This is a genomic window from Patescibacteria group bacterium, from assembly GCA_041661505.1.
Lineage (GTDB): Bacteria > Patescibacteriota > Patescibacteriia > Patescibacteriales > JBAZCA01 > JBAZCA01.
The window spans coordinates 111,204-131,815 of record JBAZUF010000001.1 but is presented as its reverse complement, the minus strand read 5'-3'; the positions used below and the strand labels follow the sequence as shown (position 1 = coordinate 131,815).

Genomic DNA, 20,612 nt, shown 5'->3' with positions numbered 1-20,612 from the left:
TATGACAGTTAAATAAAATTTAAAACAGCACTTCTAATTTGCCCATCATGGAATTATCGATGGAAAAAGTCATGTGCAATGTAAGGCCGACCCGGGAAACGTATAGGCGGCCGCCTTCGGACTCGTCAATTTTATAGCCCAGCTCTTTGTATTTATTCTCTACCGCCTCTACGTCCGCGCGGGTAACAAGGCGCGGGAAAATATAGGTAAGCCACATGCTTTTCATATTGTCTTTCAGCCTAACCTGGTTCGCGAACAGCTGGTTAAGCATTGGCAAAAGTTCATCATTAACGGTTTGGTTTTTATCCCCCTCTACCGCGGCCGCTTTGGTATTTTCGTAATTGATAAGCGCCCAGGTTTTAGCCGTGTTGGTCGCCGGCTGGCCGGACGCGCTTTGCGTTAAAAAAGAGCAAACAGGCGTTGCAAAACTTTTTTTATACGGGCTGATATTGCGGGCCGTGTTCTTTATGGCCGGAAGTTTTTCCTTGACTTTTTTATTGATGCTCAATTTTAAGTCCGCGATTTTTCCGGCGTCCATGCTGTTCATCACCAAATACTGGCTTTGGTCTTCCAAGCTTACGCCGCGGAAATCGCGGGCGCCGACATAGCCCTCGACCTTGCCGTTTACGTCCACCTTGATTAATGCCGCTTCCTTGTAAGGCTCAAGGCTCAACATAACCATATGCTGTTTGGTTGTTAACATGCTCGCCGAAATCACGACGCCTTTGTCGGCCGTCGCCGCGATGCCGTAGCCGGACAAGTCCCGTTCAGCCTCGATTTTTTTTACCCAGACGGGATTAATGTCCGGGTCAATTTTTATAAGCTCTATATTTGAAGCCAGGGCAGTTTTTGTAAAACCGGCGGCAAGATCATGAATCACGTCCTGCATGATAACGAATTTATTGTCCGCGGTTTTTACTACCTGAAAATCGTTTGAGGCGGCGCTGGAAGGCAGATTGACGGTTAATTTTTTCGCCCATTGGTACTTACCCGCCTTGTCGACTTTTACGGCGATAAAAGCGCGCACAGTGAAGCTCGTTACCTCTTTGGAAACTCCGGCGTTCAGCCCGGTGGTTAAAATTAAATTTTCATAGCCAAAAGCCAAAAAGCCACCGTCCGGGGTCGGCTTAACCGCGCGGAAATCCCCGCCCGCCAGGCGGATTTTAGTCTTTCCTATGGTTAAGGTACTGCTTGCGTAGCTGGTGGGCGCGTTTATTTCCGACGGAATCATCTCCAGGCTTTTCGCCCAGGCTACATTCAGCTTGCTGTCCAATCTAACTATTGTCGGCAAAGCGTGCGGCACCACTTCCGGCCCTAAAATATTTTTCGGCTGGACGGTTTTAGGAACCTCAATATTAGCCAGGGCGATATAACTGCCGTCCGCCAGCCTTTCCATATCTTCGGCCTCCCAACCGAATTTTTTAGCTGTCTGCACCTTGCCGTTTTTATCAACTTTAATAAGCGCGCTGTATCTGGGAATGGTATCCGTATCGCCGTCGCCATTGCCATAGCCGGTTTTTAAAAAGCGTCCGAGAATCATAACTCCGCCGTCCGGCAAGGCCCACATTTTCCGCGGCCGATCCTGGCTATGGTTGCCGAGCATTAGAGACCATATTAAGCCGCCTTTGGAGTTCAGCTTGGTAACTAAAATATCGCCGTAAAGCTCCTTTTTATTTTCATCAACAAAATCCAAAACATCGCTAGCCATGATAATATTATTGTCAGAGGTTTCCACGGTTATCCGGCCTATCCGCCGGGAAGACATAGCTCCAAGAGCCAGGCTTTGGCTCGAAAACCAGCGGCTCCAGGAAAGATCGCCTTTTAAATTGGTTCTAAAAATAAAAGGGTAGGGCGCCGCCATGCCCGCCGCCGGAATGGTATCGCCGGCAACAAAAAAACCGCCGTCTTTTGCGGGCGAAACGCCAAAGCCGTCGGTTAAGTCGAGCAAATGGTAGGTTTTTAAAAGAGTCGAGGAATTAATCGGCGTTGCCGGGCAGGGCGCGGCGGTTCGCGCTTCTTCTTTGGGCTGGACGCTGGCGACAATTAGAAGGGCGCCCAAAATTGCTAATGAGGAAATTATCCTTGATTTGGATAAGAAAATACGGAGTTTTCGCCGGCGACGCATATAAATATATTATACCATAAATAAGTATTATATACAGCAGAGCCAATTTTAGGCGCGGTTCGGAGGAATGGAATAGAATCTCGGCCATTTTAAGGCTTTTTGGCGGTTGATTTTTCAGCCCAAAGGGATTATAATGGTTTAATAAAAGATTAACGAAAGTAAACAATAATAGGCAAAAGCTTATTGTATTTTTATATGGGAATATTATCAAAACTATTGGGCGACCCGAACGAAAAGACCATGAAAGCTTTGCGGCCGATCGTCGGCCAGATTAACAGCCTGGAAGAAAAATACCAGGCCTTATCGGATGAAGATTTGCGGCTGACGACCGCGGCTTTGCGCGCGCGGCTGGAAGAGTTAAAGAAAAAGATGGAAGAAAAGTCAGCTTTGGACGAAATCCTGCCGGAAGCGTTCGCGGCAGTGCGCGAAGCGGCCAAAAGAAAAATCGGACAAAGGCATTACGACGTCCAATTAATCGGCGGGATAATTTTGCACCGCGGACAAATCGCGGAAATGCGGACCGGAGAAGGAAAAACTTTGGTGGCGACCTTGCCCTTGTATTTAAACGCTTTAGCCGGCAAAGGGGCGCATTTAATTACCGTCAATGATTATTTGGCCAAAGTCGGCGCCGGCTGGATGGCGCCGCTTTACGATGCTCTCGGAATGGCCACCGGCGTAATCGCCCATGAGGCCGGATATGTTTACAGCCTGGGTTACAAAGACGAATCAAAATTCGACGACCGCTTAATGCATCTTATGCCGGTCGAGCGGGGCGAGGCTTACCGGGCGGACATTACTTACGGTACTAATAACGAATACGGTTTTGATTATTTGCGCGATAACATGGTCGTGCGCCTGGACGACAAAGTCCAGCGCGGCTTGTATTACGCCATCGTCGATGAAGTCGATTCGATTTTAATCGACGAAGCCCGGACGCCTTTGATAATTTCCGCTCCGGCCGAAGAATCGACTGATAAATATTTCAAGTTTTCCGAACTGGTCGGCCGGCTCGCGGAAAATGAAGATTATAACGTCGACGAAAAAATGCGGGCGGCCACTTTGACCGAAGAAGGAATCCATAAAATGGAAAAGTTTTTGAATGTCCAGAATATTTATACTGCCGGCGGAGTAAAGGAAGTGCACCATATCGAGCAGGCCCTGAAAGCCCGGGTTTTATTTAAGCGCGACAAAGATTACGTCGTAAAAGACGGGGAAGTGATAATCGTCGACGAATTTACCGGGCGGATGATGCACGGCCGCCGGTATTCCGAAGGCTTGCACCAGGCTATTGAAGCTAAGGAAGGCGTAAACGTCCAGCGCGAATCACAGACTCTCGCGACCATTACTTTTCAAAATTATTTCCGCATGTATATAAAACTGGCCGGCATGACCGGTACGGCCCTAACCGAAGCGGAAGAGTTTTATAAAATTTATAATCTGGAAACCATCGTCATTCCAACCCACCGGCCGATGATAAGAAAAGATAATAATGATTTAATTTTCAAGACTGAAGAAGCAAAATACCAGGCGGTGGTGCGCGAAGTAAAAGAGCGGAGCGAAAAAGGCCAGCCGGTTTTAGTCGGTACGATTTCTATTGAAAAAAACGAAGTTTTAGCCGGGATGATGGAGCGGGAAGGGCTCCGGCCGAACGTTTTAAACGCGAAAAACCACGAAAAAGAAGCTATGTTCATCGCCCAAGCCGGGCGGCTGGGCGCGATAACGATTGCTACCAATATGGCCGGCCGCGGCGTCGATATTATCTTAGGCGGGAACCCGGCTAATCCCGAAGAGCAAAAAAAAGTTTTAGAACTGGGCGGACTGCACGTAGTCGGCACCGAGCGCCACGAAGCGCGCCGCATCGACAACCAGCTGCGGGGCCGGGCCGGCCGCCAAGGCGATCCGGGCTCGAGCTTGTTTTTTGTTTCTTTGGAAGACGACTTAATGCGCATCTTCGGCGGCGATCGGATGAAAAGCATGATGACGACCTTGCGCGTTCCTGAAGACATGCCGATTGAAAATAAATTGATTTCAAAGTCAATTGAATCGGCGCAAAAAAAAGTCGAGGCTAACAATTTTGATACAAGAAAGCATTTGGTTGAATACGACGACGTAATCAACAAGCACCGCGAATCTATTTACCGGAGGAGAAACGAAATTTTGGAGCCGGACGCGGATTATAAGAAGCTGATTTTAGAAATGGTTGAAAATGAAATCGAGCAGGTGGTTTCGTTCCATACTGCTTCGGATTTGCTGAAAGTCTGGAACTTGGAGGAAATTTACCAGGTGGCTGGAACGATTTTTCCGGTAGAGGAGAAATTAAAGGAAGACATAACCCAAATCGCCGGTGAAAATAATAAATTGAATAAGGCGAACGGCCGGACGAAAATAATCGAGCATCTTTCCGGCCTGGCTAAAGGGCTCTACGAAAAACTGGAACAGGCGGCTGGCGGCGCCGGCATCGAATGGCGCGAGGTGGAAAAACAAATACTTTTGCGGTCGATCGACTTAAACTGGATTGAGCATCTTGAAGCGATGGATTACATGCGCCGGGGCATCGGCCTCCGGGGTTACGGCCAGCGCGACCCTTTGATCGAATACAAAAAAGAATCATTCCGGATGTTTAATGAATTAAACGCGCTAATCCAAAAGCAAGTTGTCTATAGCATATATAAAGTGGGGGACATGCAAGTGGCGCAGTCCCAAAAGAACTTGCTCGCTAACCGGCAAATAAGATTTTCGGCGCCGGCCAAAGAGATGTCAAAAGCCGGAGAAGCGGGAAGCGAAAAGGTGGAATTTGTCCAAAGAAAGCAATTAAACGCCGAAGGAGAAAAAATCGGCCGAAACGACTTATGCCCCTGCGGGTCGGGAAAGAAATATAAGAAGTGCCACGGAGCATGACATTCTGACCCTTGATTTTTGTTTAAAACTTGTATAAAATATTAACAAATGCGTTTTATGCGTTTTTGTTTTTTGTTAAATGCCGCTAAAAGAGCCTGAATTTATGCTCAAGCGCATAATCTAACCCTTATTCATCAATATGGCCAATATTCTCGAATCAATTATTCGGCCCGGCGAACGCGGAAAAGTCCGCTGGGTTTTTGTTTTAATCTTAATCCTCGCTCTCGGCGCCGGGCGAATTGCCGGCGGAAACTACTATAACAAGGGAACCGACTGGCTGGCGGCAAAAACCAATAATAGTATAAGACTGCCCAAAATCAAGGAATTTCCTTTCCGGCTGGGACTGGATTTGCAGGGCGGAACCCATCTTGTCTACCAGGCTAATGTAGATAATATCGCTTCAGCTGACCGCGCCAACGCCCTATCGGGCGTCCGGGACGTAATTGAGCGCCGGATTAACGTATTCGGCGTATCCGAGCCGGTAGTCCAAACCAACCGGACCGGCGCCGGAGAATACCAGGTAGTAGTGGAGCTGGCCGGAGTAAAAGACGTGAATGAAGCGATTAAGATGATTGGCGAAACTCCGATTTTGGAATTTAAAGAAGAAAAAGCCGGCGGTTCGGCCCTTACCGCTGACCAGAAAAAACAGATGGACGACTATAATAAAAAGGCCGAAGCCAAGGCAGCCGAAGCTTTAGGGAAAGTTATGTCCGGCGGCGATTTCTCGGCTTTAGCCAAGCAATATTCCGAAGATCCGGACACCAAGGATAAAGGCGGCGACATGGGCTGGATTACTGAAAAGGACCAGCCGGAAATCGCCGGGGCCGTAAAAAATTTAGCTCCGGGAAAATTTACGAATGATTTAGTCAAGACTGCCGGCGGATTCGAAATATTAAAACTGGAAGCAAAGCGCGACAAGAAAAATCCGTTTAACGAACAGCAAACCGAAAAAGAAGTAAAAGCTTCGCATATCTTGATTTGTTTTAAGGGCGCGACCAGCTGCACCAGCGATTTATCAAAAGAGGACGCCCTAAAAAAGATAAAAGAATTAAAAGCCCAGGCTAACCCCAAAAATTTCTCGGAACTCGCGAAAAAGAATTCAACCGAACCGGGGGCATCGGCTTCAGGCGGATCTTTGGGATGGTTTTCTTCCGGCCAGATGGTCAAAGCTTTCGAAGATACGGCCATGAACCAAAAAGTCGGGACGATTTCCGATCCGGTGGAAACCGAGTTCGGTTATCACATAATATTTAAAGAAGCCGAGCGGCCGATTACCGAATATAATATCAAAAATATTTTAGTCCGGACCAAGTCCGAAGCCGATTACACCGGCGGGCAAACCGACTGGAAAAATACTGAATTAACCGGAAAGAATTTATCCAAAGCCGTAGTCCAATTCGACCCGAACGACAATACGCCGCAGGTGGCTTTGGAGTTTGACGATGAGGGCGGCAAGATGTTCGCGGAAATTACCAAGAGGAATGTAGGCAAGCCGGTAGCGATATTTTTGGACGGCTACCCGATTAGCGTACCGACGGTTAATGAGGAAATTACCGGCGGCAAAGCCCAGATTTCGGGAAAATTTTCTATAACCGAAGCTAAACTCCTGGCCCAGCGCCTAAACGCCGGCGCGCTTCCGGTTCCGATTAATTTAATCTCGCAGGAAACTGTCGGCGCGAGCCTGGGGCAAGAATCAATCAGGGCCAGTTTAGACGCCGGATTAATCGCTTTCTTGCTTGTCGCCTTCTTTATGATTATTTTTTACCGCTTCCCGGGGCTATTGGCAGTTTTTGCTTTGACGATTTATTCGTTAATCGTTATGGCCATTTTCAAGCTCTGGCCGGTAACTTTAACTTTGGCCGGATTAGCCGGATTTATTATGTCGATCGGAATGGCGGTTGACGCTAACGTCTTAATTTTCGCCCGTTTGCGCGAAGAGTTAAGAAAAGGGAAGCCTTTAGACGTCGCTTTGGAAGAAGGATTTATGCGCGCCTGGCCGAGTATCCGCGATTCAAACTTCTTTACTATTATTACCTGCGTTATATTAATACTTTTCACCACCAGCGTAGTCAAGGGCTTTGCCGTAACTTTAATAATCGGCGTGGCGGTTTCGATGTTTTCAGCCATCATCATCACCAAAAATTTCCTAAGGCTGATTCCCGCCTCCTGGCTTGAAAAGAAAAATTGGTTAATCGGAGTTCACAAATAAATTTTCAATTATAAATGTTAAATTTACAATTGATAATTGTTAACTGATAATTGATTACTATGACCAACTTTAAGATTGTCCAGCATAAAAACATCTGGCTAACCATCTCGGCAATAATTTTTGTAGTTGCGGCGGCCGGATTAATAATGTGGAGCTTAAAATTCGGCATTGATTTTACCGGCGGAAGCCTTTTAGAAGTGAAGTTTTCCGGCGAGCGGCCGACGGTTACCCAGGTTGAAGAAAAGCTCGGCGCTGAAGGCTTAGGCAGTTTAACAGTCCAGCCGGTCGGGGAAAACGGAGTAATTTTAAGGTTCCAAAATCCCGAAAAGGAAAAAGCTGACGCGGTGATGAAAAAACTGGAAGAGCTGGCCGGAGCCGGCAGCCAGGCCGCGAAGCCGAATGTCCAGATCCAGGCCGAAAACAAGGCTTTGGGAGCCGTCCAGATTGAAACCTCGGGCGCGAACACGGTAGAACAAATCCGCTACACTTCAGTCGGCCCGTCTATCGGAAAAGAACTGAAGCAAAAAGCCATTTACGCCATCTTTTGGGTTTTAGCGGCGATTGTAGTTTATATAAGCATAGCCTTCCGCCGGATTTCCAAGCCGGTGGCATCCTGGAAATACGGGCTTTCGGCTTTAATCGCCATGATCCATGACGTAATCATCACCATCGGCGTATTCGCGATTTTAGGCCATTTCTACGGAATAGAAATAAATACGCCGTTCGTTGCCGCCGTCTTAACCGTTTTAGGCTACTCAATCCATGATACGATAGTCGTGTTCGACCGGATCCGCGAGAATTTGCCCCGTTCAGACGAGGATTTTGAAGGAACCGTCAACACCAGCTTAAACCAAACCTTAGTCCGTTCGCTAAATACCTCCTTAACCGTAATCCTTACTTTGCTCGCCGTTTTAATTTTCGGCGGCGCTTCAATCAGAACTTTTGCCCTAGCTTTAACGATCGGAATATTTATCGGAACTTATTCGTCAATTTTTGTCGCTTCGCCGATGCTTGTCCTCTGGGAAAAATGGGGGAAAAGTTAGAATAAGTTTTAAGGCAACAAAAATCAGCTAGCAAAAAATTTTCAAGATACAAAAAACCGCTCGGCAAAATGCTAAGCGGTTTTTTTATTTCTCCTCACTATGCAATTCGTATTGCATGTTGAGGAGAGTGGGGAAGAAAGAGTAGTCAACTATTCTTCCCCGAACTTGGATGAGCGGATTGTATCCGCTATGGAATTCCGGCTTGGCTATCGCCGGAAGACTTGAACGAACAGGCGGCGGATTATGAGTCCGCTAGTCTCCGGCTTAAGCGGCGCCGAAAGACGTTTGGAAGAAACATATACCCGGCTATTCTGCCGGGACTCTTCGACCCAAGCACAGTGCCTTTGAAAAAATCTTTTCTAGTCCCACCCCTTTCAGAAGGGGGCGAACATCCACACCCTCCCGATGGAGTTCGGCGGCGATGACCGCCAGGTATTCGCCAATAAAGGAGTATTTCTTTATGGCGTTGATCCCGGTGTCTACGCGCCCGGTCGCCTTTATGTATTCCGCGACCGCAATTGAAAACCCCTCCCACTCTGTCCACCAGTGGCGAGGACAGAAGTCCTCGTATTTTGGTTCCCCGTGAGTAACAGGGTCGTAGAGAACGGCAGAGAAGGGATAGGGGAATTCCATCTCCCCCTCCGGATCCCATACAACCATTATGGAACCGGCATTTTTCCTAATTTCGGGCTTCCCTCCTCGGTTTGTTACCGTGGCGGTGCCTTGAACATATTCACCTGCGTGAGTGTTCACGCTGGTGAGCATTTCCGCGCTTTGCCCCTCGTAGAGGAGCCAGCCTTGGGCCTGCTCTTTTCCCGAGACGGTTTCGCCCTCAAGCCGCCAAACAATATCGGTCTTGTGAGCGATGTTTGACGAGCAAGCTGGCTGGGTAAATGCAAATATCTGACCCTTGCCTAAAATTATGTCTTTACCTAAAGTCTTCATTTTATTTTCCTTTTCTTCTCTTCTTTCGTTTTTGGTTTTCCGGAGCGCCTTCTCAAAGCGAGCGGGCATTCCGGACTTGGTTTCGTGAGCGTCCAATCGCTTCATGACCTTAAAAAGGTCGGTGAAGCACTGGTTGGCTTCGCCTTGCTCAAGTGCGAAAACCTTTCCTAAAAACTCGGAAAAAGACAATGCGGAAAGTACATTGCCTTCCTTCTTTTGTTGGTCCATCACGGATCCTCCATTAGAAGTTATTGCAATCCCGTCCATACGGATCGGGCAGTTCGCGCTATGCGAACCGGCACTACCGACGCACAATTACGCGGGCAGGAATGAATTGGTCTGCTAACTTTAAGGCCAACTTATTTCTACCCGCGTACTCGCCTAAATTTTAAAGAACTTTAGATATGTTTTTAAGCTTTTCAGCAAGCGCTTTTGTAGTCTTACTGAACTACTAATATAGCATATCTCAATATATTTGTCAAGGATTTTTAGGGTATCAATTGATGAGTTTTATTTAATATTGGCCTAAAATTAAATGATGGTCTTGAGTTGGAAAGGCGATAAACCTGGGTTTTTTGAACGTGACCCGGGTCTTTTGACAAGCCCGAGGTATTTCCTGTAAACTGATTATACGGAAAGCAGGTTTTGGCCTGCTCTGTGTTGTGTATTTTCGCGTTATTTAAAGGTATGTTTGGAAAATTTTTGGGAAAATTCAGCAAGGATATCGGAATTGATTTAGGCACCTGCAATACTCTGGTTTACACGCCGGACAAAGGAATCTGCATCAACGAACCTTCGGTAGTCGCCGTTAATATGCGGACGGACGAAATTTTAGCCGTGGGAAGCGATGCCAAAAAGATGCTTGGAAAAACCCCGGCCCATATTACGGCGGTAAAGCCTCTGGTGGACGGCGTAATTTCCGATTTTGAAGTGGCGGAAAAAATGCTTAAATATTTTATCGATAAAGTCCATCAGGAAAGTTTCGTCCTGATGCCGCGGCCAAAGGTAGTCATCGGCATCCCTTTGGATATTACCGAGGTGGAAAAAAAAGCAGTAGAAGACGCGACCAAATCCGCCGGCGCCCGCACGGTTTATCTGATTGAAGAATCTATGGCCGCCGCGGTCGGCGCCCGCTTGCCGGTAACCGAAGCGACCGCGACTATGATCGTCGATATCGGCGGAGGGACAACCGAAATTGCCGTTATATCTTTGGGCGGAGTCGTCAACTGGAAAACCCTGCATGTGGCCGGCAATGAATTGGACAACAATATTACCCAATACGTCCGGGAAGAATTCGGAATTTTAATCGGCGAACAGCTGGCGGAAGAAATTAAAATCCGGGTCGGGTCAGCCGCGCCCCTAAAGGATCCGATCGAAATGAGCGTCCGGGGCCGCGATTTAGTGAATGGCCTGCCGCGCTCGATTGAAATAAACGACACCCAGGTTCGGGAAGCTATCGGCCGGTCAATCCACCTGATAATCGAGAATATTAAAATCACTTTGGAAACCACCCCGCCCGAACTGGTCGCCGATATTTACGAGCACGGAATCGTGTTATCCGGCGGCGGCGCTATGCTTCGCGGGATTGATAAGGAAATCGCCCAGGCGATAAAAATTCCGGTGCGCGTGGCGGACGACCCTTTGACTTGCGTGGTGCGCGGAACCGGAATACTACTCGCCAACGAACCGCTTCTTTTAAAGCTCGCCACCCCGGGAACCGCGGAAATGTAATAATCAATTATCAATATTCAATTTGCAATTTTCAAATGATTGATAATTGTTGATTGATAATTGTAAGTTGGATATGAGCTATAAAACTAAAATCGCAAAAAATAAAGTAATCGTTTTTGTAGCAGTTATCGGGCTGCTTATTTTTTTGCATTTTTTAAAAATAACTTCGCCCGCCGAGTCGGTTTTAACTTATATTTTCAACCCGTTTTTCTCCGGCTTTTATTCCTTTTCCACCAGCCTCCGGACGCAGTATAACGAGCAGATGGATAAGCGCGACCTTGTAAGGCTTATGCGCCAGATGGAAATCGAGAGAAACCAGCTTATGGTCGACAACGCGAAACTGAAGACTTTGGAGGATGAAAACGAGTCTTTGCGCAAGTATTTGAGTTTTTTCGAAAATAATAAATATCAGTACGTCATGGCGGCGATAATCGGCCAGGGAGAGCTTTCCGATCTGGGGCAGGGAATAACGATAAACAAGGGAAGCGTGGACGGCCTCTCTGCCGGCCTGGCGGTAATGAATTCGCAGGGAATTATCGTCGGTAAAGTGGCGGAAGTGAAAGACCGCGTTTCGCGGCTGGTTTTAACTACCAACGGCCAATGTAAATTCGCGGCCGCGATCCAGAACGCCAATAAAACCGTCGGCATAACCCAGGGAGATTTGGGCCTTACCATCAAGATGGATTATATCCCCCAGACTGAAAGCATAAAATCCGGCGATATTATAGTAACCTCGGGCCTGGAAAAAGGGATACCGCGCGGGCTGGTTATCGGCCGGATTTCCGAAGTCAAGCAAAAATCCAACGAGCTTTGGCAAACCGCGGTGATTGAGCCGGTTATTAACTTAAATGAGCTGGTGATAGTATCGGTGCTTTTGCCCTAGGCCGCGTAAAAAAAATATGCTAAAAAAAATCGCGATAAATTTTTTTTTGGTTCTCGGGCTGTTAACCGCCCAGTTTGGCTTAGTAAGCGGTTTGCCCGGAATTTTGCCCGGAATTAATTTGATAATCGCGTCGCTTATTTTCACCTTGGCGCTAGCCGATTTTCCGGCCGCCGCGTATCTTGCTTTAGGCGCCGGGCTAATTGAAGACATCTACTCGTTTCTTCCTTTCGGCCTGCACCTGGGATCGTTATTTTTAACCCTTATAGCCGTTAATTTTTTGTATAAAAGTTTTTTTACCAACCGGTCTTTATATTCCTTTGCCGCTCTAACCGCCCTGGCCAATTTAGCTTACCTGTTTACGCAAAAAATTATCGAACTGATAATCAACTATTTTAGCGGAGCCGGGATTAAAGCCGATTTTAGCGTAAATTTTTGGCTGGAGGCCGCGAGCATCGTAATATTAAATATTATTCTAACCGCTGTTATCTTTTATATCGTCAATTATTTAAGCCATCGCTTCAAGCCGGTGTTTTTGGTCCGGCGGAAATAAAGCGGATTAATTGCTGGAAGGAAAAAATGAATTTCTTCGGTTTTAAAAAATTCAACTCCCGTTCAAATGAGCCTTTTTTAATCCAAGAAGGCAAATTTGAAAAATTGGACGGCCGCTACCGCGAGACCTGGTCGGACGATTTTTTAATCGGCAAAGACAAATCCAAAGGGAGCCTGGGCCGCAGTTTTGATTTCAAGCGCTTGCGTTTTTTTAATATATTTTTAGGTTTGGCGCTCGCCATTATCCTGGGGCGGGCCGGCTGGCTGCAGATTGCCAAGGGAAGCTATTATTATCAGATGGCGGAGGGAAACCGCGTCCGGATTGAACGCCTGCCTGCTAACCGGGGAGTTGTTTATGACCGGAATTACCTGCCTTTAGTCCGGAATGTGGCGAATTTCATGCTTTATGTCATCCCTTCGGATTTACCGGCTGACGCCAAAGAAACAGAAGGGTTAGCCGCCCGGATCGGGGAAATTTTAAACGTAAAAAAAGAAGATGTCTTAAACATAATAAATTCAGTTAAGCGCCGGTCGTACGAGGCTTACCAGCCCTTGTTCATAGCCGACAACATCCCTTATGAAATGGCTATCAAGCTTGACCTTTTGGCCTCCGGAGAAAAAGGCGTCTTCCTTTCATCGAAAACCCGGCGCGAATATAATATTTACTGCAACTCAATGTCTCATGTTTTGGGCTATACGGGAAAAATCAGCCCGGATGAATTGAAAAAATACGGCCCTGAATACCTGCCGATTGATTACGTCGGAAAAAACGGAGTGGAGTATTTTTGGGAAAACCAGCTTCGGGGAAAAGACGGAAAAAACAAATTGAAGTCGACGCCCTGGGAAAGGAAAAAAAGATTCTGGGAGAAGAAAAAGGGGAGGACGGGAACAATTTGGTCCTGGCCATCGATTTGAATATGCAAAAGAAGCTGGAAGAAATAATCGCTAACCGGCTCGCGAAAACTAATTTGAAAAAAGCCTCGGCCATTATCATGGATCCGCGAAACGGCGAAGTTCTAACTATGATCAGCCTGCCGGCTTATGACGACAACCTTTTCGCGCGGGGCATTTCGGCGGATGAGTATAAAAAATTATTAGAAGATCCGAACCGGCCGCTATTTAACCGCGCTGTTTCCGGCGAGTTTCCTTCCGGCTCGGTTATCAAGCCGGTGATCGCGGCGGCGGCTTTAGAAGAAGGGGTGGTTGATGAAAATACCACCGTCTTATCAAATGGCGGCATCCGGATAAACCAATGGTTCTTTCCCGACTGGAAAGCGGGCGGACATGGCGTAACCAGCGTAAAAAAAGCTTTAGCCGAATCAGTGAACACGTTTTTTTACTATATCGGCGGCGGTTATGAAAATTTCCAGGGGCTCGGAGTGGAGCGGATCGACAAATACGGGAAAATTTTCGGTTTGGACGCGCAAACCGGAATTGATTTAGCCGGCGAATCGGCCGGCTTCTTGCCGACAAAAGAATGGAAGGAAAAAGCTAAAGGGGAAAAATGGTATATTGGCGACACTTATCATGTTTCCATCGGCCAGGGCGATTTGCTAGTTACGCCTTTGCAGGTTGCCCAATATACTTCCGTTTTCGCGAACGGCGGAAAGCTTTACCGCCCGCATCTTATCCGCCAGGTTTTAACTTCTGAAGATAAAATTGTGGGGAATGTCGTAAGCGACGCCGTCCGGAATTTAGTCAGTGAAAAATTGGTTTCGAAAAAAAATATTGAGATTGTCCGCGAAGGCATGCGCCAAACGGTTACGGGCGGATCGGCCCGGAGCCTGCAATCGGTTCCGGTCCCGGTGGCCGGCAAAACCGGAACCGCTCAATTCTCTACTACCAAGCCGACCCATGCCTGGTTTACCGGTTTCGCGCCTTACGACAATCCGGAATTGGTAATTACGATTCTGGTTGAAGAGGGAGGCGGCGGAGATGTTATCGCCGTCCCGATCGCCAAAGAATTTTTGGAATGGTATTACAAAGTTTATAAAAAACCGGTGGATGCCAGTAGTGCCGAAGCCACCTCGACGCCGGTTATGCTTATGCCCGGCAATAATTCGACTTCAACGCCGAAGTAATTGAGGTTGCATAAAATGTTATTCAGATGCCGAAGCCGTCATTTTAAAAAAAGTGATGGTTTTTATTTTTCCTAAAAAAAAGCGCGGGGGACAACGTATTAAACGATGCCATCCCCGCGGTAAGGGTTCGCAGCTTAAGTCCGCCGCTAGACAACATCCGTTTCAGCCTTCATTGCCGGGAGTGATGTTGGTTATCACGTGCATCCAGACCAGCGGCTTTATATCCGGGTCAATCTCGCCTAAACGCGCGAGATCCTTTCTTGTAACTTTTCCTTTTTCAAGCATCTCTTTTACGAGATTAATTTCCTCGTAAAACAAAGTAATGTTGAACACGTTCATCCATCTGGCTATAGCGCAAACCAGTGCGATCATTATAAGGAGGGTTGCCGATCCCAACAAGGCGCCGTGGTTTAAGAAATACCAATAAGCTAGATAGCTGATGTAGGGAGAGGCTATTATAAGAATCGGCGAGACGTTCCAGGCGATTTTATTCGGACGAAGCAGGCGGCCTTCAGCCGAGAAAAGATGGTTGTATGCTTCAATCATCGTTTCGCCGCGGCCGCCCATAATCTCCTTAATCGCTTGAACGATTTCGGCTTTCCGGCCGCGGTTTGATTTCCCATTCTTTCTTCTGTACATGTAAGAAAGGAAGAAAAAAACTGGCCTTATCAGCCGGCTGTCCTGCTCAATAAGAAAGTTGATAATTTCATGTTCAACTACCTCTCCGCCGCCGATTTTACTTAATTTTTCAGCCTCATTTAGCATCTGCTTCCGGGTTTTGAAAAACCAAGAGCATATGTTGAAAGCGACCAGGACGGCGATCTCGAAAGTGAATAAGTACATGTAAAGTCGCCGGTCGTTCATGATTTTTTCCGTATCTCCCAAGCTTTCCAGGTTAGCCAATATGGCTGGCAATAAGATAACGAATACTCCCCCAAAGGCGAGTTTAAGTCGCCAGCGGAAAGAGCTTTTAATAGCCTCCAGGCGTTTGTGAATTTCCAAAGCCCTTTTCCCGGTCGGGGTAGTCGGGCAAAACCTTACAATAATCGCTTCTTTGACATCTTCCGGCCGTTTCTTCATTTTCCGTCCTTTAAGATAGAGTTTGCAGTTGAAAAAACAAAAATCCCTCTTTGTATTTAAAAAGATCGATTATTGATGTTAAATATTAACCGTTCTTCACCCGCTTCCGCATCTCCATATGCTTTTCCTGCAAGAGTTCGAGGAGCTTACTTTCATTAACCAAGAGATGCCGGCGTTCTTTAATTACGAATCGGCCGTTGATCATCAAATCGCGCACCGTCCGGGAGTTATGGGTGATTATATTTCCGATTAATGAGACGGGATTATCTTTGTCATAAGGAATACAGCCGCGGTCTTTTAATTTCCAGAAAGCCAAATCCGCCTCAAAGCCGGGCATTATTTTTCCCGCGTTTGGCAAATGCATTATCCGGGCGGCGTTAATCGTCATCATTTTAAAAAGCGAGCCGAATTTTACAGTCCGGCTATAAAGGTGCGTCAGCCGGGTTTGGTAAGCTTCGGACAATAAATCCAGCTGGCTTTTACTGACTACGCTGTCAGTCCCTAAAGCGATCCGGTATTGCGCTCCGGCGTCGTAATACTGCCATAAGGGAAATGTTCCGGATTTGTGGATTGTATTAGAAGTCGGGAGATGGACAATACCGACTTTGGCGTCAGCCAGCTTCCGGATTTCCTTTTTACTTAAATAGATGGCATGCGAGACAATTGTTTTGTCATTTAACAGCCCGTATTTTTCTAAAACATCAACTTCGCTTTTGCCGTGGATTTTTTTACATTCCCGGGCAACGTTTTCCGATTCGGCCAGATGGCAAGTGAATAACAAGTTGTGTTTGTCAACCAGTTTTTTTATTTCTTTTAAAATTTCGGGCTTGGCTTTGTGGAGATAGTGGACGGCAATAGCGATCTGCGAACTGTGCCCATCCTTGTCTTTGACTAATTTTTCAATTAAAGCTGGGGAATTTTCCGGATGAGTATTTGAGGCGGCGCTAACGGCGTTAATTAAATTATGGCCGGTGATTTTAGCCGCTTCTTCATTAGCTTCAAACACCGCGTGGTGGCTTAAGGTTCTCGTAATCCCGTATTTTTGCTCTTCGGTTAAATCGCCGATCGCGGAAACCAGGTTGTCTTCGTCGGTCATGGCCCGTTCCCAGGCCGGCATAGCGGCGATGGTCTGGTCTACGGCCTCGCCTTCGTCAAGCATCATAGCCGAGCGCAAAAGATACATTGGCGGATGGGCGTGGGCGTTTATTAATCCCGGAGTTATAACAATGCCGCCCCGCAGACCGGCGTCGTAAACTAAATCAAAGTCCTTTTCATCGGGCTGAATTTCGGCCGAAGGCGCGACAGTTTTTATAATGCCGTCTTCTATGATGAGCGAGTAATTTTCCCTGGCCCGCAACTTGTCGTTTTCGTCGCAGGTAAAAATATAGGGCGCGTTATGTATTAAGACGCGCCGGTAGTCTTTTTTTGCCACCCTGATCCGGCTGTGTTCGTCGTTATCGAGCTTGATCCCGCCACGGCCGATTTTTTCTTTTATTTTTTGAAAATTATTTTGGCCCATGGTTTTATTGGAAAATTTGAAATTAAAATAAGAAAGTATTTTTTTCATGCGCGTAAAATCCGGCTGTTTAGCTACTCCCATTCTAGGGTCGCTGGCGGCTTATTGGTTATATCGTAAAAAACGTAAGAGATTTTTTTGGTAGCCAGGATCGCTTTGGCGATTTTTTCCAAAATCCGTTTTTCCATGCGGTAAAATCTTAAAGTCATAACATCGCGGGAATTAAGGGGCCTTATTACGATAGACTCTTTTCCGTCCTGGCCTGCTAATGGAATCAAGACTATCGGGCATTGCCAGATATCGTCGTAAATTTTTTCTTCGCGGAGAATATTATTGGCTATGGCGTCCATTTCGCGCAAGATTTCAATCCGGTCTTTGGATAAATATAAATCTTTATCCGGATAGGAAAAGTTGTCCGTTTTTAATTTTTCCGGATTAAGTAAAATCATCACCCGGTTTAACCCCCGGATTTTATTGGTGATAGTAGAAGCGATTTCGTCCAATTTTTCCCAGTCAATTTCTTTACTGGGCAGGCCGCTTTCGTCCCATAAAACCAAAGGATGGGCGTAAGACCTTTGATCGCCCTGGACGCCGACGGATTTTATGGCGAGCACTTTGTGCTTTATCTCTGCGCCTAAGGTGCTTAGCAAGTCTCCGGCTTTTTCATTTAATTCATTAACATCAGCCTGGTTAAGGCCTTTTTTAGCGCATAAGCACCGGACGGCGAGCCCGGGGCCGGGGAAGGGATGGCGCTTCAACTGGTCTTCGGGCATGCCTAAGAGCGCGCCGGTTTTTCTCACCTCGTCTTTATAAAATTCAATCAAAGGTTCGACCACCAATCCCATTTCAACCATCTTTTTCACCCGGTCTACCCGGTTATGGTGCGTCTTGATTTTATCGGCGTTTTTCGTTCCGCCCGAAGTGATCGTATCCGGATAAATCGTTCCCTGGCCTAGTAGCCAGTCGCCGGAATCAATTTTTAGTTTAGCGGCGATTTCGTCTTTAACGTCAATAAAGGTTTCGCCGATAATGCGCCGTTTTTCTTCGGGCTCAAAGATGTTTTTAAGCCGGGGATAAAAAGTGCTAGACGCGTCGACGGTCTCGAGATTATGGATCCCCGCGTTTTTAAAGCCTTTAACCACTTCCGCGGTTTCGTCTTTCCGCATAAACCCGGTATCAACATACAAACCTTTGACTTTTTTATCGCCCAAAGTCCGGGTTAGTAAGATAAAAGCCACCGAGGAATCTACGCCGCCGGAAACCAAGATAAAAACTTTTTTGTCCTGGACCTGCTCCCGGATTTTTTCTTCCAGATGTTTTAGTAAATCGTCAATCCGCCAATTTTTTTCCGCGCGGCAAATGTCCAGAACGAAATTTTTTATCATCTTATGGCCTTCTTCCGAATGAACCACTTCCGGGTGAAACTGGAAGCCGTAAAATTTTCTTTTTTCATCGGCCATGGCGGCAATCGGGCAATCCTGGGTTTTGGCAATAACGGAAAATCCGTCCGGCATCTTCACCACCGTGTCGCCGTGGCTCATCCAGACTGTGGTGTTGTCGGTAATGTCTTTGAAAATCGGCGAAATAAATTTTTGATCGTTCGAAGCAAGCTGGATTTTCGTCCGGCCAAACTCTCCGCCGGCTAATGACTCGGCCGCCTGGACCTTTCCGCCGAGCATATGGCTCATAAGCTGGTGGCCGTAGCAGACGCCTAAAATCGGGACGCCGAGCTTAAAAATTTCCGGGTCGACTAAGATAGCGTCTTTCGCGTAAACCGCCTGCGGGCCGCCGGATAAAATAATACCGGCCGCGTCATGGAGTTCGGCGGCCGGAACGTCGTGAGGATAAATTTTGGCGAGGACTTCCAGCTCGCGGACAGCGCGGGAGATGAGATGCGTGTACTGTGATCCATAATCCAGAATGGCGATATGTTTCATAGTGGGAATGAGTAATGTAATAAAATGCCGCTAACTTGTTAAATCGAAGAAAATATAGTATTATTACAAATATTACTATTAAAACGACAAATATGCAAGACAAGCTTAAAGACGGCTTAACTTACGACGACATCCTTTTGGAGCCCCAGTATTCGACGGTTTTGCCGGCCGAAACTTTAACGGGGAGCCGTTTTAGCCGGAATATTAAGCTTAAAATTCCGATTTCTTCCGCGCCCATGGACACGGTAACCGAGCACCGGATGGCAATCGCTTTGGCCTTAGAAGGCGGAATCGGGATAATCCATAAAAACTTATCTATTGCCGAGCAGGCGCATGAAGTCGAATTAGTTAAAAGGTTTGAAAGCGGATTTTTATTCGATCCGGCGACAATCGGGCCGGATGCGACGGTTGATGAAATTCATGGCATTTATCTTGATAAAGGCTATAAAAAAATTCCGGTCGTGGACGCGAACGGAAAACTTTTAGGATTAGTTACGGAATTGGATTATCTTTGGCCGAATGATAAAAATAAGAAAGTTAAGGACGTGATGATCCCGGTTTCTAATCTGACTACGGTATTAGACACGGCGAGCTTGGACGAAGCTAATAATATAATCTGGGCTAAGCGGCTCTACGTCTTATGCGTAACCGATAAATCCGGAAAACTAAAAGCCATTGTTACGAGAAAAGATTTGGAAAAAAATAAAAATTTTCCGAACGCTAATAAAGATTCCAATAAGCATTTGATAGTCGGCGCGGGGCTCGGCGTCGGAAAAGATATGCTCGAACGGGCGAGTGCTCTTGCCCAAGCCGGAGCAGACGTCTTAGTTGTTGACACGGCGCACGGGCATTCAATCGGCGTAATTGAAGCCGTAAAAAAATTAAAAAAGGAAAAGGGTTTAAAAAATATCGATATAGTCGCCGGAAATATAGCGACCCGCGAAGGCGCTAAAGCTTTGATCGCCGCCGGAGCCGACGGCGTTAAAGTTGGAGTCGGCCCGGGCTCGATTTGCACGACCCGCGTCATTGCCGGAATCGGCGTACCGCAGGTGACGGCTATTATAGAAGCAGCCGCCGGCCGGGGCGGAAAAAAAGAAATACCGATAATCGCCGACGGCGGAATAAAATATTCGGGGGACATTGTTAAAGCTTTGGCGGTTGGAGCTGACGCGGTTATGGTTGGCGGGATGCTGGCCGGCGCCGAAGAAGCGCCGGGCGCGACTGAATTCTTTAACGGCCGGATGTATAAAGTTTACCGGGGCATGGGGTCGCTCGCGGCCATGACTAAAGGTTCAAAAGACCGCTACGGCCAGGCCGATGTTATGGATACCGGAAAATTCGTTCCCGAAGGAATCGAAGGCCGGATGCCTTACCGCGGGCCGGTAGAAAAAATAATTTATCAGCTGGTCGGCGGAATCCGCTCGGGGTTAGGCTATAACGGCGCGAAAACCATCGCCGAACTCCAAAAGAAAGCCAAGGCCGTAAAAATCACCGCGGCCGGCTTAAAAGAAAGCCACCCCCACGACGTCCACATAACCAAAGAAGCCCCGAATTATCATATATAAATATTAATATCGGTTAGAGATCTTATCCAAGAAAAAAAATAAAAAAGGGG

15 protein-coding genes are annotated in these 20,612 nt (G+C 47.1%); 10 read left to right on the top strand and 5 right to left on the bottom strand.

The window, feature by feature from the left end; all coding sequences use genetic code 11:
- Positions 1–19 precede the first annotated feature (19 nt).
- Positions 20–2,125: a hypothetical protein gene (locus WC715_00705; protein ID MFA6170970.1), complete on the bottom strand. Its 2,106-nt coding sequence runs from the start codon at positions 2,123–2,125 to the stop codon at positions 20–22.
- A gap of 195 nt (positions 2,126–2,320) precedes the next feature.
- On the opposite strand from WC715_00705, the gene secA reads away from it, so the two are divergent.
- The 4 genes from secA (at position 2,321) to WC715_00685 (ending at position 8,500) form a co-directional block, all read left to right on the top strand.
- Complete coding sequence (secA, locus tag WC715_00700; GenBank protein ID MFA6170969.1) at positions 2,321–5,023, top strand: preprotein translocase subunit SecA; 2,703 nt, start codon at positions 2,321–2,323, stop codon at positions 5,021–5,023.
- A 139-nt stretch (positions 5,024–5,162) separates the two neighbouring features.
- Positions 5,163–7,232 carry a protein translocase subunit SecD gene (gene secD, locus WC715_00695; GenBank protein ID MFA6170968.1) on the top strand — a complete coding sequence of 690 codons (2,070 nt, stop codon included), beginning with the start codon at positions 5,163–5,165 and terminating at the stop codon, positions 7,230–7,232.
- A gap of 59 nt (positions 7,233–7,291) precedes the next feature.
- Entirely contained in the window at positions 7,292–8,275 is a 984-nt protein-coding gene (gene secF, locus WC715_00690; protein ID MFA6170967.1) for a protein translocase subunit SecF, read from the top strand.
- A 99-nt stretch (positions 8,276–8,374) separates the two neighbouring features.
- A complete protein-coding gene (locus WC715_00685) occupies positions 8,375–8,500 on the top strand; it encodes a hypothetical protein (GenBank protein MFA6170966.1) in 126 nt (41 codons plus the stop codon).
- Positions 8,501–8,581: 81 nt separating this feature from the next.
- On the opposite strand, the gene WC715_00680 is transcribed toward WC715_00685, so the two are convergent.
- Positions 8,582–9,487 carry a hypothetical protein gene (locus WC715_00680; GenBank protein ID MFA6170965.1) on the bottom strand — a complete coding sequence of 302 codons (906 nt, stop codon included), beginning with the start codon at positions 9,485–9,487 and terminating at the stop codon, positions 8,582–8,584.
- A 420-nt stretch (positions 9,488–9,907) separates the two neighbouring features.
- Here WC715_00680 and WC715_00675 point away from each other — a divergent pair, with 420 nt between their 5' ends.
- From WC715_00675 to WC715_00655, 5 genes are all read left to right on the top strand, one after another.
- Positions 9,908–10,951 carry a rod shape-determining protein gene (locus WC715_00675; GenBank protein MFA6170964.1) on the top strand — a complete coding sequence of 348 codons (1,044 nt, stop codon included), beginning with the start codon at positions 9,908–9,910 and terminating at the stop codon, positions 10,949–10,951.
- A 73-nt stretch (positions 10,952–11,024) separates the two neighbouring features.
- Positions 11,025–11,834 (top strand): rod shape-determining protein MreC, encoded by an 810-nt coding sequence (mreC, locus tag WC715_00670; GenBank protein ID MFA6170963.1) that lies wholly within the window; start codon positions 11,025–11,027, stop codon positions 11,832–11,834.
- Between the two features lie 16 nt (positions 11,835–11,850).
- Entirely contained in the window at positions 11,851–12,384 is a 534-nt protein-coding gene (locus WC715_00665) for a hypothetical protein (GenBank protein ID MFA6170962.1), read from the top strand.
- Between the two features lie 26 nt (positions 12,385–12,410).
- Positions 12,411–13,298, top strand: a complete 888-nt coding sequence (locus tag WC715_00660; protein ID MFA6170961.1) for a hypothetical protein — start codon at positions 12,411–12,413, stop codon at positions 13,296–13,298.
- A gap of 2 nt (positions 13,299–13,300) precedes the next feature.
- Positions 13,301–14,464 (top strand): penicillin-binding transpeptidase domain-containing protein, encoded by a 1,164-nt coding sequence (locus tag WC715_00655; protein ID MFA6170960.1) that lies wholly within the window; start codon positions 13,301–13,303, stop codon positions 14,462–14,464.
- A 162-nt stretch (positions 14,465–14,626) separates the two neighbouring features.
- Here the strand turns inward: WC715_00655 and WC715_00650 are convergent, their stop codons facing one another.
- The 3 genes from WC715_00650 to guaA form a co-directional block, all read right to left on the bottom strand.
- Positions 14,627–15,544, bottom strand: a complete 918-nt coding sequence (locus tag WC715_00650; protein MFA6170959.1) for a hypothetical protein — start codon at positions 15,542–15,544, stop codon at positions 14,627–14,629.
- Between the two features lie 85 nt (positions 15,545–15,629).
- Positions 15,630–17,111 carry an amidohydrolase family protein gene (locus WC715_00645; protein MFA6170958.1) on the bottom strand — a complete coding sequence of 494 codons (1,482 nt, stop codon included), beginning with the start codon at positions 17,109–17,111 and terminating at the stop codon, positions 15,630–15,632.
- 23 nt (positions 17,112–17,134) lie between these two features.
- A complete protein-coding gene (gene guaA, locus WC715_00640) occupies positions 17,135–18,997 on the bottom strand; it encodes a glutamine-hydrolyzing GMP synthase (protein MFA6170957.1) in 1,863 nt (620 codons plus the stop codon).
- Between the two features lie 92 nt (positions 18,998–19,089).
- On the opposite strand from guaA, the gene guaB reads away from it, so the two are divergent.
- Positions 19,090–20,562 carry an IMP dehydrogenase gene (gene guaB / locus WC715_00635; GenBank protein ID MFA6170956.1) on the top strand — a complete coding sequence of 491 codons (1,473 nt, stop codon included), beginning with the start codon at positions 19,090–19,092 and terminating at the stop codon, positions 20,560–20,562.
- The last annotated feature ends 50 nt before the right edge of the window (positions 20,563–20,612 follow it).